The organism is Streptomyces sp. NPDC007991 (assembly GCF_042958445.1).
In the GTDB taxonomy this organism is placed as follows: domain Bacteria; phylum Actinomycetota; class Actinomycetes; order Streptomycetales; family Streptomycetaceae; genus Streptomyces.
The window spans coordinates 182,710-197,291 of sequence record NZ_JBIBJD010000008.1 but is presented as its reverse complement, the minus strand read 5'-3'; the positions used below and the strand labels follow the sequence as shown (position 1 = coordinate 197,291).

The window sequence follows — 14,582 nt, the reverse complement described above, 5'->3', positions numbered from 1 at the left end:
CACCAGGCTGTGCACCGCCGACGCCCAGGTGGCGGGGTGGGGACGGGCGGAGTGGGGGCGGGCGCCCCCACGTCCGGGTCGTAGTCGTCGGCGACGGCGGCCCGAGTCGGCCCGGCCTGGAGATCGCCGTGGGGGTGGGGATCGTCAGGTGGCTGCGGGACCTTCGCGGCTGGTCGCGCGGTTCCCCGCGCCCCTGAAGGGGCGCTGTGCCAGGACCTGGCCGAGCCCACCCCGCGCCGGGCTAGTGCGCCGCCGACTCCCAGTCCGGGCCCGCGCCCACCGAGACGCCCAGGGGGACGCGGAGGTGGACGGCGTTCGCCATCTCTCGGCGGACGAGTTCCTCGGCGGTGGCCCGCTCCCCGGGGGCGATCTCCAGCACGATTTCGTCGTGGACCTGGAGCAGCATGCGGGAGGTGAGCCCGGCGTCCTTCAGCGCGCTGTCCACCTTGAGCATGGCGATCTTGACGATGTCGGCCGCCGTGCCCTGGATGGGCGCGTTGAGGGCCATCCGCTCGGCCGCCTCGCGGCGCTGGCGGTTGTCGCTGTTGAGGTCGGGGAGGTAGCGGCGGCGCCCGAAGAGCGTCGCCGTGTAGCCCGTCGCCCGGGCCTCGTCGACCGCCCGGCGCAGATAGTCCCGTACGCCGCCGAACCGCTCGAAGTAGGCGTCCATCAGGGCGCGGGCCTCCGCCGCCTCGATGTTCAGCTGCTGGGAGAGGCCGAAGGCGGACAGTCCGTAGGCCAGGCCGTACGACATGGCCTTGATCTTGCGGCGCATCTCGGCGTCCACCGCGGTCGGCTCCACCGAGAAGACCTGGGAGGCGGCCGTGGTGTGCAGGTCCTCGCCGGAGGTGAACGCCTCGATCAGGCCCTCGTCCTCGGAGAGGTGGGCCATCACGCGCAGCTCGATCTGGCTGTAGTCGGCCGTCATCAGCGACTCGAAGCCCTCGCCGACGACGAAGCCGCGGCGGATCGCGCGGCCCTCGTCGGTACGGACCGGGATGTTCTGCAGGTTGGGGTCCGTCGAGGACAGGCGGCCGGTGGCGGCGACCGTCTGGTTGAACGTGGTGTGGATGCGGCCGTCCGCGGCGATCGTCTTGATCAGGCCCTCGACGGTGACGCGGAGCTTGGCCTGCTCGCGGTGACGGAGCATGATCACCGGCAGCTCGTTGTCCGTCTGCGTGGCGAGCCAGGCGAGCGCGTCGGCGTCCGTGGTGTAGCCGGTCTTGGTGCGCTTGGTCTTGGGCAGGGCCAGCTCGCCGAAGAGGACCTCCTGGAGCTGCTTGGGCGAGCCCAGGTTGAACTCGTGCCCGGCTGCCGCGTGGGCCTCCTTCACCGCCTGCTGGACGGCGCCGGCGAACATCTGCTCCATGGCCTCCAGGTGGGGCCGGTCGGCCGCGATGCCGTGCCGCTCCATGCGGGCGAGCAGCGCGGACGTGGGCAGCTCCATGTCGCGCAGCAGGTCGGCGGCGCCGACCTCCTCCAGGCGGCTCTCGAAGGCCTCGCCCAGGTCGAGGACGGCGCGGGCCTGGATCATCAGGGCCTCGGCCTCGGCGCCCTCGTCCGCGCCGAAGGCGAGCTGCCCGTCGGCCGCGGCGGCGGGGGCCAGCTGGCGGTGCAGGTATTCCAGGGACAGCGCGTCCAGGTCGAAGGAGCGGCGGCCCGGCTTGACCAGGTAGGCGGCGAGCGCGGTGTCCATGGTCACGCCCTCGACGCTCCAGCCGTGCTCGGCGAAGACCCGCATGGCGCCCTTGGCGTTGTGGAAGATCTTGGGCTGGGCGGCGTCGGCGAGCCAGGCCGCGAAGGCCCTCTCGTCGGCCTCGTCCAGCTGGGAGGGGTCGAACCAGGCGGCTGCTCCGCCGGGCGCGGCGAGCGCGACCTCGGCGACCGAGCCCGCGCCGAGCGCCCAGGCGTCGACCGTGGCGACGCCGAGCGGCCCGGTGCCGTGCTCGGTGAGCCAGCCGGTCAGCTCGCCGGTGCCGAGCACCGTGCCGTCCAGCTGCACGCCGTCGGTGCTGATGGGGGTGGTCTCGGCCTCCTCGGCGCCGGGGTCGACGGCGAAGAGCCGCTCGCGCAGGGAGGGGTTGCGGATCTCCAGGGTGTCCAGGACCATCGCGACGGCCTTGCGGTCGTAGGCGGTGCGCTCCAGGTCGGTGACGCCCTTGGGGAGCTCGACCCGGCGCTCCAGCTCCGTGAGCCGCCGGTTGAGCTTGACCGCTTCCAGATGGTCGCGCAGGTTCTGCCCGGCCTTGCCCTTGACCTCGTCCACGCGCTCGACGAGCTCCGCGAAGGAGCCGAACTGGTTGATCCACTTCGCGGCGGTCTTCTCACCGACTCCGGGGATGCCGGGGAGGTTGTCGGAGGGGTCGCCGCGCAGGGCCGCGAAGTCGGGGTACTGCGCGGGCGTCAGCCCGTACTTCTCGAAGACCTTCTCCGGGGTGAAGCGGGTCAGCTCGGAGACGCCCTTGGTCGGGTACAGCACGGTCGTGTGCTCGCTGACCAGCTGGAAGGAGTCCCGGTCGCCGGTGACGATCAGGACCTCGAAGCCCTCGGCCTCGGCCTGGGTGGCGAGCGTGGCGATGACGTCGTCCGCCTCGAAGCCGTCGACCGCGAAGCGGGCGGCGCCCATCGCGTCGAGAAGCTCGCAGATCAGCTCGACCTGGCCCTTGAACTCGTCGGGGGTCTTGGAGCGGTTCGCCTTGTACTCCGTGAACTCCTGCGACCGCCAGGTCTTGCGGGAGACGTCGAAGGCGACCGCGAAGTGCGTGGGCGCCTCGTCGCGCAGCGTGTTGGCCAGCATCGACGCGAAGCCGTAGATCGCGTTCGTCGGCTGGCCCGTCGCGGTGGTGAAGTTCTCCGCGGGCAGCGCGAAGAACGCTCGGTAGGCCAGCGAGTGCCCGTCCATGAGCATCAGTCGCGGGCGGCTGCCGCCGGAGGTCTGGTCGGTCGTCTTCGATGCTGTCTCTGCCACGCCCCCGATCCTGCCACGCCCCACTGACACTCGGCCCCGGCCTCGGGCCCGACGACGCGTGTGCCCGGGACGAGCCGTCGCCCCGGCCGTCCCGACCATGCACCCGCGACGGGCCGCCCCAGCCCCCCGACGCGTACGCCCGAGGCCGGCCGCCGCCCCACTCACCCGCGACAGGCCGCCGCCCCGGCCCCCGCCCCGTGCACCCGCGACGGGCCATTGCCCCAGCCCTCCCCTCACGCGATGTCACCGCCGCGTGCGAGGATCGGAGACGTACCTCACAGTGCGGTGGAAGGGGAGAGTGCGATGGCGACCAAGCCACCCAAGAGCGATCCGGTTCAGGACGCGCCGCAGGTCACCGGGCCGCAGCACGCGGCAGCGGGCCTCCCCGCGATCGGGCACACGTTGCGGGTCGCCCAGCAGCAGATGGGTGTGAAGCGCACGGCGCTGACGCTGCTGAGCGTGAACCAGAAGGAGGGCTTCGACTGCCCGGGCTGTGCCTGGCCGGAGCCTGAACACCGGCACAAGGCGGAGTTCTGCGAGAACGGCGCGAAGGCCGTCGCCGAGGAGGCCACGCTGCGCCGGGTCACGCCCGAGTTCTTCGCCGCGCACCCGGTCGCCGACCTGGCCGGCCGCAGCGGCTACTGGCTGGGCCAGCAGGGGCGCCTGACCCACCCCGTGTATCTCCCCGAGGGGGGCACGCACTACGAGCCGGTGACCTGGGAGCGCGCCTTCGACATCGTCGCCGAGGAGATCGCCGCTCTCGGCTCCCCCGACGAGGCTGTCTTCTACACCTCGGGCCGCACCAGCAACGAGGCCGCGTTCCTCTACCAGCTCTTCGCCCGCGAGCTCGGCACGAACAACCTGCCCGACTGCTCGAACATGTGCCACGAGTCGTCCGGCTCGGCCCTGTCCGAGACGATCGGCATCGGCAAGGGCAGCGTCCTGCTGGAGGACCTCTACAAGGCCGACCTGATCATCGTCGCCGGCCAGAACCCGGGGACGAACCACCCGCGCATGCTGTCCGCCCTGGAGAAGGCCAAGGCCAGCGGAGCGCGGATCATCAGCGTCAACCCGCTGCCCGAGGCGGGCCTGGAGCGCTTCAAGAACCCGCAGACCGCGCAGGGCATGCTCAAGGGCGCCGCGCTGACCGACCTGTTCCTGCAGATCCGCATCGGCGGCGACCAGGCCCTGTTCCGCCTCCTCAACAAGCTGATCGTCGAGACGCGGGGCGCGGTCGACGAGGCGTTCGTCCGCGAGCACACGCACGGCTACGAGGAGTTCGCCGAGGCCGCCCGCGCGGCCGACTGGGACGAGACGCTCGCGGCGACCGGCCTGACCCGGGAGGACATCGACAAGGCCCTGGGCATGGTCCTCACCTCCGAGCGGACCATCGTCTGCTGGGCGATGGGTCTCACCCAGCACAAGCACTCGGTGCCGACGATCAAGGAAGTGGTCAACTTCCTTCTCCTGCGCGGCAACATCGGCCGCCCGGGCGCGGGCGTGTGCCCGGTCCGCGGCCACTCGAACGTGCAGGGCGACCGCACGATGGGCATCTTCGAGCGCCCCGCCCCGGCGTTCCTGGACGCCCTGGAGAAGGAGTTCGGCTTCGCCCCGCCGCGCGAGCACGGCTACGACGTCGTACAGGCCATCCGCGCGCTGCGCGACGGCGAGGCGAAGGTCTTCTTCGCGATGGGCGGCAACTTCGTCTCCGCGTCCCCGGACACGGAGGTCACCGAGGCGGCCATGCGGCGGGCCCGGCTGACCGTGCACGTGTCGACGAAGCTGAACCGCTCGCACGCGGTCACGGGCGCGCGCGCCCTGATCCTGCCGACGCTCGGCCGCACCGAGCGGGATCTCCAGGGCAGCGGCGAGCAGTTCGTGACCGTCGAGGACTCCATGGGCATGGTGCACGCCTCCCGGGGCCGGCTGGAGCCCGCGAGCCGGCAGCTGCTGTCCGAGCCGGCCATCGTGTGCCGTCTGGCCCGCCGCGTGCTGGGTGAGAACAGCGCCACACCCTGGGAGGAGTTCGAGAAGGACTACGGGACGATCCGGGACCGCATCGCGCGCGTGATCCCCGGCTTCGAGGACTTCAACGCGCGCGCGGCCCGCCCCGGCGGCTTCACGCTCCCGCACGGCCCGCGCGACGAGCGCCGCTTCCCCACGGCCACCGGAAAGGCCAACTTCACCGCCGCGCCCGTGGAGTACCCGAAGCTGCCCGAGGGCCGCCTGCTGCTCCAGACGCTGCGCTCGCACGACCAGTACAACACCACGATCTACGGCCTCGACGACCGTTACCGGGGCATCAAGAACGGCCGCCGGGTGGTGCTGGTCAACCCCGAGGACGCGCGGGCCCTGAAGCTGGCGGACGGCGCTTACGTCGACCTGGTCAGTGAGTGGAAGGACGGCGTGGAGCGCAGGGCGCCGGGGTTCCGCGTCGTGCACTACCCGACGGCCCGGGGCTGCGCCGCCGCGTACTACCCCGAGACCAACGTGCTGGTGCCGCTGGACGCCACGGCAGACATCAGCAACACCCCGGCCAGCAAGTCCGTCGTGGTGCGTCTGGAACAATCGGTCACCGACTGAGCGTTTGCTCAGCCGCAGTGGTAACCGCATGATCTGGACGAACGGAGACCGGGCCCCATGGGTGAGCAGCAGCATGTGACGTTCCCGCAGGAGGTCGTCGACGAGTACGCGGCGCTCGGCGTCGACCTCTTGGCCCTGTTCTCCGCGGGCCACCTCGGGACCCGGATGGGCGTCCAGATCGTCGAGGCCTCGGCGGACCGGGTGGTCGGGACGATGCCGGTCGAGGGCAATACCCAGCCCTACGGACTGCTGCACGGCGGGGCCTCCGCCGTGCTGGCCGAGACGCTGGGCTCGGTCGGCTCGATGCTGCACGGCGGCAGTTCCAAGATCGCGGTGGGCGTCGACCTGAACTGCACGCACCACCGCGGGGTGCGCTCCGGCCTCGTCACCGGCGTGGCCACGCCCGTGCACCGGGGGCGGTCGACCGCCACGTACGAAATCATCATCACGGACGAAAGCGACAAAAGGGTGTGCACGGCCCGGCTGACCTGCCTGCTGCGCGACGTGAACCCGGGCGACGAGCAGCTCATCCGCGCCGCGAGCTGACCGACGTAGGGAAAACCCTGGAGGGGCGGGCGCGCTCTTGTCGCGGCCGCCCCCGCGCGCTTCACTGACGCTCCACCCCCACAGGAGAAGACCCGTCCCACCCGTAGAAGGGTTTCTCTTGACCTCCGTACGCGCCTTCGCCGTCACCGCCGCGGCCGGTGCCGCCGTGCTCGCCACCGCGCTGCCCTCCGCCGCCATCAACTCCTACAACGCGACGCCCGCCCCCGAACGCACCGAGGTCGGCGCGCTCGTGGCCACCTGGGACGACGACGGCGACCCCGCGACCCCCGACCGGGTCGACTGGGTCTGCTCCGGCACCATGATCGACGCGGACACCTTCCTGACCGCCGCGCACTGCACCTCCGACTGGCCCGACAACGTGCGGTTCTCCGTGTCCCTGGACCAGGACGTGCAGTCCGGGCTCGACGCGGCGGCGAAGAAGTACCCGGGCGACCCGGACGCGCAGGCCGCCGCCGTCGCCGTCCCGGGCGCCGCTCACACCCACCCCGGCTACCCGGGGCCCGCCTCCGACACCCACGACATCGCGGTGATCGAACTGCCCGCCGCCCAGGTCAAGGCCCGCTGGAACTTCACCCCGGCCACCCTGCCCACCGCGAACCAGCTCGGCAGACTCGGCCCCCAGAAACTGAACGCCACCGACTGGCTCGTAGCCGGCTACGGCACCCAGGAAGCCGTCAACGGCCCCGGCGGCCAGACCCACCCCGGCGGCGGCGTCCGCATGAAGGCACCCGTCACCTTCGACGCCCTCAACAACTCCTGGGCCCGGCTGGCGATGACCGCCCCGCAGGGCAACGGAGGCGCCTGCTACGGCGACTCGGGCGGCCCCAACTTCGCCGTCATCGGCGGCCGGAACATCCTCGCCGCCACCACCATCACCGGCGACACCCCCTGCTATGCCACCAATGTGACCTACCGCCTGGACACCCCCGGCGCCCGCGCCTTCCTCTCACCGTTCGTGAAGCTGCCGTAGCCTCGCGCCGACACCCACCGGCCGCACCCCTTGGCACGACCGACCGCCCCGCCGCATCACGCACCGCCGGCTGCGGCGGGGCACCGCCGCCCCTGGCGGCAGCCCCACCCCTCACTCCCCCGACCCCGTCAGGCGTCAACCCGCCCTGCGTGGGCGGAAGGCGGACGTCTCCAGCGCCACGACCCGGCAGGCCGGTCCGCCGCCCCGGGGACGGGCACGCCTTGTCACCCTGGCCGCGATCGCCTCACCGTTCGTGAAGCCGCCGTCACCTCGCACCGACGCCCGCTTTGACGGTCACCCGGCACGACCGGCCACCCCTCCGCATCGCGCGCACCCCCAGGCATGGCGAGGCATCACCCCTGGGGGGCCGGCCCGCCCGCGCTCCCGGCCCCATGAGGCGACGCACCTCACCCGGCCCTCGGACCCGCCCATCTGCCGTGGACCGATGGAAGTCGGACATCGTGAACGCAGGCCCGGCAGGCCGGTCGGTCGACCGCCGGCGCGCGCGGCGCCCCCGGACGCGCGACGCCCGTCGCCGTGACCCCGACCACCCACCCGCACACCCGACCCCCGCCCCCGTGCCCCGACCACCGACCCCCGCGCCACCCCGGGAACGCACCTCCCCGTCACCCTGCATCCCCGCAACGGCGGCCGCGATCGCCCTGCTCCCGCCCGCCTCCACGCGCCTCACCACCGACGACCGGGTCCTCCGCTCCCCCGCGAGCGGGCCGTTCAGGTCCGCATCGGCGCTTACTCGCTCCTCACCCAGCCGACCGGTAAGCCGCCCCATCGCAACACCGCGGAAATCGCCTTTTCCGCCGGGCCGGAACTCCCCCGGACGCGGACCGTGCCCCTTCTCGGCGTAACGCTCCGTAACGCGCGCGCAATACAACAGCTCGAATTCACCTTCGACCGCGGCCGGTCCCCGGACCTCGCCGGCCCCCGTTCGCACCGCCCGCGCCCCGGTGGACGCACGATCTCAGCCACGGCCAACCGGAAGTGCGCGTTCTCAGAATGCGGACCACGGAGGAAATCCACCAAACCTGCCGAGAGGGCCCGCCACCGAAGCAGGGCATCCATCACGTCATAACAAGAAAGTCACAAGCCAGCCCACGCCGCTGACCCCGCCTCCACACGGGCTTAGAGTCACGGCCAGTCACCGCTCCATCGGGAGTTCGGTACCAGCGCGGCACTCACCCCCCGACCAGGGCGGGCCTGCCTGTGAAAGGACTGATCGTGCGACAGCGTTCCTTGGTGATTCTTACCTCCGTTCTGACGACCGGAGCTCTGACTCTCACCGCCTGCGGCTCCCGAGACGACAGCGGTGACAAGAGCGGAGACAGCGGCAACGGCACCACGCTGACCATCGGCGTCGACGCCCCCCTGTCGGGTGAGAACTCCACCACCGGCCTCGGCATCCAGTACGGCGCTCAGATCGCCGTCGACGACGCCAACAAGAACAACTGGGTCCCGGGCGTGAAATTCAAGCTCAAGGCCCTGGACGACAAGGCCCAGCCCGCCACCGGCCAGTCCAACGCCACCACCTTCACCGGCGACAAGACCGCCGTCGGCGCCGTCGGCCCGCTGAACTCCGGCGTCGCCCAGACGATGCAGCAGGTCTTCGCCTCGGCCAACATGGTCCAGATCTCCCCGGCGAACACCGCCCCCGAGCTGACCCAGGGCAAGAACTGGCAGACGGACAAGAAGCGTCCGTTCAAGACGTACTTCCGCACCGCCACCACCGACGAACTCCAGGGCAGCTTCGCGGCCGGCTACGCGTACAACGGCCTCAAGAAGAAGAAGGCCTTCGTCGTCGACGACAAGCAGACCTACGGCGCCGGCCTCGCGAAGATCTTCAACGAGCAGTTCAAGAAGCTCGGCGGCAAGGTCGTCGCCACCGACCACGTCAACACCGGCGACAAGGACTTCGGCTCCCTCGTCACCAAGATCAAGAACTCCGGTGCCGACCTGCTCTACTACGGCGGCCAGTACGACGAGTCCGCGCTGATCACCAAGCAGCTCAAGGACGCCGGCGTCAAGATCCCGCTGTTCGGCGGCGACGGCATGTTCGCCTCCACCTACATCGAGGCCGCAGGCAAGGCCGCCGAGGGCGACCTCGCCACCGCCATCGGTGTCCCCGCCGACACCCTGCCCGCCGCCAAGCAGTTCATCCAGACGTACAAGGACAAGGGCTACAAGGGCGACTACGGCGCGTACGGCGCCTACGCCTACGACGCCACCACCGCCATCATCAAGGCCGTCAAGGCCGCGGCCGACGCCAACGGCGGCAAGGTTCCCAGCGACATCAACGACCTGCGCTCCAAGGTCGTCGACGGAGTCCAGAAGTCCGACTTCGAAGGCCTCACCGGCAAGATCTCCTTCGACCAGTACGGCGACACCACCAACAAGCAGCTGACGGTGTACCAGGTCGAGAAGGGCGCCTGGAAGGACGTCGAGACGGGCACCGCCGACCTGAAGTAGTCCGGCCCGCCCCATAGCCGCACCACGGGCCGCGCGGGAGGAGGACCCCGACCGCGCGGCCCGTTTTCACACCCCCTCACAGCACGCGACCACGCACGCATCCAGTGCACACGACCACCAGCGACATGGAGGCCATGCGGTGAACACCCTGCCGCAGCAGCTGGCCAACGGGCTGCTTCTCGGCTCGATGTACGGGCTGATCGCCATCGGCTACACGATGGTGTACGGCATCGTCCAGCTCATCAACTTCGCGCACGGCGAGATCTTCATGACCGGCGCCTTCGGCGCCCTCACGGTCTACTTCTACATCCTCCCCGACGGCACCTCGATGATCTTCGCCGTACCCCTGATGCTTCTCGGCGGCGCCATCGTGGCCATCCTCATCGCCGTCGGAGCGGAACGGTTCGCCTACCGGCCACTGCGCGGAGCCCCACGCCTGGCACCCCTCATCACCGCCATCGGCCTCTCCCTGGCCCTCCAGGAAGTCGTCCGCAACTTCTACCCCGGCGCCGACCGCGCCCGCGCCTTCCCCGGCCTCGACGCCACCCACGACATCGGCTCCGTCACCATCAAGGACGCCGACATCTTCCTCATCCTCGCCGCCGTCGGCTGCATGGCCGCCCTCGCCGTCTTCGTACGCCGCAGCCGCACCGGCCGCGCCATGCAGGCCACCGCGCAGGACCCCGACACCGCACAGCTGATGGGCATCGACACCAACCGCATCATCGTCATCGCCTTCGCCATCGGCGGCTTCTTCGCCGCCGTCGCGGCCGTCGCCTACGGACTCAAGTACGGCAACGTCGACTACCGCATGGGCTTCCTCATGGGCCTCAAGGCGTTCACCGCGGCCGTCCTCGGCGGCATCGGCAACATCTACGGCGCCATGCTCGGCGGCGTCGTCCTCGGCATCGCCGAAACCCTCGCCTCCGCCTACATCGACGAGATCCCCGGCATGTCGCAGCTCGGCGGCCAGAGCTGGGCCAACGTGTGGGCCTTCTGCCTCCTCATCCTCGTGCTGCTGTTCCGGCCCCAGGGCCTGCTCGGCGAGCGCGTCGCGGACAGGGCGTGATCACATGACCGAGACGACCGAGAAGACCCCGGCGCCGGACGCCGTCCCCACCCCGGCGCCCGCCCCGCGCGGTCTCATACCCCTGCCCCCCGCAGCCGCCCGCGCCCTGCTGCTCGCCGGCGGCATCGCCACCGCCGCCTCCGCGTTCCTCGCCTGGACCTGGACCGACGAGTTCCCCGGCGACCTCACCATCAACGGTTACCCCGGCGGCCTGCAGTGGCTGACCTTCACCGCCGGCGTCCTCACCGCCCTGTTCACCCTCGCCGGCTACGGCATCCGGGGCCTCGGCTGGCTGCTGCCCGCCCGCAACAACGCACCCCTCGTCCTCACCGCCCTCGGCGGCTTCGCCGTCACCTGGTTCACCGTCATCGCCATCAGCGCGGAACTCGGCGGCGTCGTCAACCTCGAACCCGGCGGCTGGATCGCGGCCATCGCCTCACTCCTGCCCCTCCTCGGCGCCTTCGCCCTCCCCCAGGAGAAGCCCGGCACCGACGGCACCAAGGCAGCCCTCAAGGCCTACATCGCCAAACCCGACCGCATCCCCGCCGCCCAGCTCGGCAGCGGCTGGGTCCAGCGGGCCGTCATCACCGCCGTCACCATCATCGGCCTCGGCGTCTTCACCTACGGCATCGACACCGAATACGGCGAACTCTTCGTCGGCTACCTCTTCGTCGTCACCTTCGCCATGTGGGCCCTGCACACCGCCGGCCTGCTCGACCGCTTCTCCCAGCTGATCGCCGGCAACCGCAGCTTCACCCTCGCCATGGGCTTCGCCGCGGCCATCGCCTTCCCCTTCACCCAGACCGACGACCACTACGCCAACATCGGCGTCAACATCCTGATCTTCGGGACGGTCGCCCTCGGCCTCAACATCGTCGTCGGCCTCGCCGGACTCCTCGACCTCGGATACGTCGCCTTCCTCGGCGTCGGCGCCTACACCGCCGCCCTCGTCTCCGGCTCCGAGTTCTCCACCATCTCCGGCGTCCACCTGCCCTTCTGGGCCTCCGCCCTGGCAGGCGCCGCGGCCTCCCTCGTCTTCGGCGTCCTCATCGGCGCCCCGACCCTGCGGCTGCGCGGCGACTACCTCGCCATCGTCACCCTCGGCTTCGGAGAGATCTTCCGCATCGCCGTCAACAACATGGACGGCGACTCCGGACCCGACGTCACCAACGGCCCCAACGGCATCGCCAACATCCCCGACCTGAACCTCCTCGGCTTCAACTTCGGCCAGGCCCACGACATCGGCGGATTCACCCTCGGCCGCTTCGCCAACTACTACCTGCTGATGGTCCTCATCATGGCCATCGTCGTCCTGGTCTACACGCGTGCGGCGGACTCCCGCATCGGCCGCTCCTGGATCGCCATCCGCGAGGACGAGACCGCCGCCACCGCCATGGGCATCAACGGCTTCCGCGTCAAGCTCATCGCCTTCGCCCTCGGCGCCGCCCTCGCCGGCCTCGCCGGCACCGTCAGCGCACACGTCACCTACAGCGTCGTCCCCACCCCGTACCAGTTCGCCGGCTCCACCCCGCCCAACTCCGCGTTCCTCCTCGCCGCGGTCGTCCTCGGCGGCATGGGCACGGTCGCAGGCCCCCTCCTCGGCGCGGCCCTGCTCTACCTGCTCCCGGAGAAGCTGGTGTTCCTCCAGGACAAGTCGCTCCTCGCCTTCGGCATCGCACTCATCCTGCTCATGCGCTTCCGCCCCGAAGGCATCATCGCCAACCGCCGGCGCCAGCTCGAATTCCACGAGACCGGCCAACTCGACGTACCCAAACAGACCACGCTGACCGACGAACCGGCCGTCACCAAGGCGGGGGCGTAACCACGATGACTACACAGCCCACACCTGTACTCGAAGCACGCGACGTCACCATGCGCTTCGGCGGCCTCACCGCCGTGCGCTCCGTCGACTTCACGGTCAACGCCGGCGAGATCGTCGGACTCATCGGCCCCAACGGCGCCGGCAAGACGACCTTCTTCAACTGCCTGACCGGCCTCTACGTCCCCACCGAAGGCACGGTCTCCTACAAGGGCACCGTCCTGCCGCCCAAACCCCACCTGGTCACCCAGGCCGGCATCGCCCGGACCTTCCAGAACATCCGCCTGTTCGCCAACATGACGGTCCTGGAAAACGTCCTGGTCGGCCGCCACACCCGCACCAAGGAAGGCCTCTGGTCCGCCCTCCTGCGCGGACCCGGCTTCAAGAAGGCGGAGCGCGCCAGCGAGGAACGGGCCATGGAACTCCTCGATTTCATCGGCCTCGCCCACAAACGCGACCACCTCGCCCGCAACCTCCCCTACGGCGAACAGCGCAAACTGGAGATCGCACGCGCCCTCGCCAGCGAACCCGGGCTCCTCCTGCTCGACGAACCCACCGCAGGCATGAACCCCCAGGAGACGCGGGCCACCGAAGAACTCGTCTTCGCCATCCGCGACAAGGGCGTCGCCGTCCTCCTCATCGAGCACGACATGCGCTTCGTCTTCAACCTCTCCGACCGCGTCGCCGTCCTCGTCCAGGGCGAAAAACTCGTCGAAGGCACCTCCGAAGTCGTCCAGGCCGACGAACGCGTCATCGCCGCCTACCTCGGAGAACCCTTCGAAGGCGACCCCGGACAAGCCGAAGCCGCGGAGGTCGAAGCAGCCGAAGCCGCGGCCGGAGCCGACGCACACAGCACCACCAAGGGAGAAGCCAAGTGACCGCACTCCTCGAAGTCGAGGACCTCCGGGTCTCCTACGGCAAGATCGAAGCCGTCAAAGGCATCTCCTTCAGCGTCGACGCCGGCCAGGTCGTCACCCTCATCGGCACCAACGGCGCCGGCAAGACCACGACCCTGCGCACGCTGTCGGGTCTGCTCAAGCCGACGTCCGGGAAGATCGTCTTCGACGGCAAGCCGCTCAGCGGCGTCCCCGCCCACAAGATCGTCGCCCTCGGCCTCGCCCACTCCCCCGAAGGCCGGCACATCTTCCCCCGCCTCACCATCGCCGAGAACCTCCAGCTCGGCGCCTTCCTCCGCAAGGACAAGGAAGGCATCGAAAAGGACATCCAGCGCGCCTACGACCTCTTCCCCATCCTCGGGGAACGCCGCAAGCAGGCCGCCGGAACCCTCTCCGGCGGCGAACAGCAGATGCTCGCCATGGGCCGCGCCCTGATGTCCCGGCCCAAACTCCTCATGCTCGACGAACCCTCCATGGGCCTCTCCCCGATCATGATGCAGAAGATCATGGCGACCATCTCGGAGCTGAAGTCCCAGGGCACCACCATCCTGCTCGTCGAACAGAACGCCCAGGCGGCGCTCTCCCTCGCCGACCAGGGCCACGTCATGGAGGTCGGCAACGTCGTCCTCTCCGGGACGGGGCAGGACCTGCTGCACGACGAGTCCGTACGCAAGGCGTACCTCGGCGAGGACTGAGGTCCGGTCCTTACACCAAGAGGCCCGCGCAGACGCTCGGCCGGGGGTTGCCGGCCGGGCGTTTTGCGTTGGGCGGCGGTCATTCCTTGTCCCGCAGGCGGGCGATCTGCTGCCGGGAGAGTTCAACGGTGCGCTGCATGTGCCGGTACAACAGGGCGCGCTCGTCCTCGGTGTAGTCGGCGAACATCGCCCGCCATCCCCGGCTCAGCTCGGACCACAGCTCCATGAGATCCCGCATCGCCTCCGGGACAGGCTCCACCAGGACCCGGCGGCGGTCGGTCTTGTCGCGGTGCCGGACAACGTAACCGGCCTTCTCGAGACGGTCGACCAGCCGGGTGGCCGATCCGCTGGTCAGGCCGGTGAGTTCGGCGATCCGGCCGGTGGTGAACGGGCCGGGCTCGGCGGTCAGCAGGTTGAGGCACTGGACGTCGGTGGGGTGCAGCTTGAGATGGTCCGCGACCGCCTGGTTGAACATGACGTACGAGGCCAGGTAGCGGCGGGACTCCTGCTGGAGATCGTCGATCAGCATGCACA

The 14,582-nt window shown here is 70.4% G+C and carries 10 protein-coding genes; 8 read left to right on the top strand and 2 right to left on the bottom strand.

Annotation, left to right across the window (positions count from 1 at the left end):
* Positions 1-241 precede the first annotated feature (241 nt).
* Entirely contained in the window at positions 242-2,968 is a 2,727-nt protein-coding gene (polA, locus tag ACFZDA_RS24040; protein ID WP_391085124.1) for a DNA polymerase I, read from the bottom strand.
* A gap of 303 nt (positions 2,969-3,271) precedes the next feature.
* On the opposite strand from polA, the gene ACFZDA_RS24035 reads away from it, so the two are divergent.
* The 8 genes from ACFZDA_RS24035 (at position 3,272) to ACFZDA_RS24000 (ending at position 14,048) form a co-directional block, all read left to right on the top strand.
* The gene (locus ACFZDA_RS24035) at positions 3,272-5,551 is read left to right on the top strand and encodes an FdhF/YdeP family oxidoreductase (RefSeq protein ID WP_391085120.1); all 2,280 of its coding nucleotides are present in this window, start codon (positions 3,272-3,274) and stop codon (positions 5,549-5,551) included.
* 57 nt (positions 5,552-5,608) lie between these two features.
* Positions 5,609-6,097, top strand: coding sequence for a hotdog fold thioesterase (locus ACFZDA_RS24030; RefSeq protein ID WP_391085117.1), 489 nt, complete (start codon positions 5,609-5,611; stop codon positions 6,095-6,097).
* Positions 6,098-6,215: 118 nt separating this feature from the next.
* A complete protein-coding gene (locus tag ACFZDA_RS24025) occupies positions 6,216-7,088 on the top strand; it encodes a trypsin-like serine protease (protein WP_391085114.1) in 873 nt (290 codons plus the stop codon).
* 1,251 nt (positions 7,089-8,339) lie between these two features.
* Positions 8,340-9,569, top strand: coding sequence for an ABC transporter substrate-binding protein (locus ACFZDA_RS24020; RefSeq protein ID WP_391085724.1), 1,230 nt, complete (start codon positions 8,340-8,342; stop codon positions 9,567-9,569).
* 139 nt (positions 9,570-9,708) lie between these two features.
* A complete protein-coding gene (locus ACFZDA_RS24015) occupies positions 9,709-10,638 on the top strand; it encodes a branched-chain amino acid ABC transporter permease (RefSeq protein WP_391085110.1) in 930 nt (309 codons plus the stop codon).
* Between the two features lie 4 nt (positions 10,639-10,642).
* The gene (locus tag ACFZDA_RS24010; RefSeq protein ID WP_391085107.1) at positions 10,643-12,460 is read left to right on the top strand and encodes a branched-chain amino acid ABC transporter permease; all 1,818 of its coding nucleotides are present in this window, start codon (positions 10,643-10,645) and stop codon (positions 12,458-12,460) included.
* A 5-nt stretch (positions 12,461-12,465) separates the two neighbouring features.
* A complete protein-coding gene (locus tag ACFZDA_RS24005) occupies positions 12,466-13,335 on the top strand; it encodes an ATP-binding cassette domain-containing protein (protein ID WP_391085104.1) in 870 nt (289 codons plus the stop codon).
* Positions 13,332-14,048, top strand: coding sequence for an ATP-binding cassette domain-containing protein (locus ACFZDA_RS24000; RefSeq protein ID WP_391085101.1), 717 nt, complete (start codon positions 13,332-13,334; stop codon positions 14,046-14,048). The genes ACFZDA_RS24005 and ACFZDA_RS24000 overlap by 4 nt, the downstream gene beginning before the upstream one ends.
* Before the next feature lie 79 nt (positions 14,049-14,127).
* On the opposite strand, the gene ACFZDA_RS23995 is transcribed toward ACFZDA_RS24000, so the two are convergent.
* A complete protein-coding gene (locus ACFZDA_RS23995; protein ID WP_391085098.1) occupies positions 14,128-14,577 on the bottom strand; it encodes a MarR family transcriptional regulator in 450 nt (149 codons plus the stop codon).
* Between the last annotated feature and the right edge of the window lie 5 nt (positions 14,578-14,582).

What these genes read in the sequence shown, in the direction of transcription:
- ACFZDA_RS24035 (WP_391085120.1), top strand. Translation starts at nt 3,272, where the DNA reads ATGGCGACCAAGCCACCCAAGAGCGATCCGGTTCAGGACGCGCCGCAG.
- ACFZDA_RS24030 (WP_391085117.1), top strand. Translation starts at nt 5,609, where the DNA reads ATGGGTGAGCAGCAGCATGTGACGTTCCCGCAGGAGGTCGTCGACGAG.
- ACFZDA_RS23995 (WP_391085098.1), bottom strand. Translation starts at nt 14,577, where the DNA reads ATGCTGATCGACGATCTCCAGCAGGAGTCCCGCCGCTACCTGGCCTCG.
- ACFZDA_RS24010 (WP_391085107.1), top strand. Translation starts at nt 10,643, where the DNA reads ATGACCGAGACGACCGAGAAGACCCCGGCGCCGGACGCCGTCCCCACC.
- ACFZDA_RS24005 (WP_391085104.1), top strand. Translation starts at nt 12,466, where the DNA reads ATGACTACACAGCCCACACCTGTACTCGAAGCACGCGACGTCACCATG.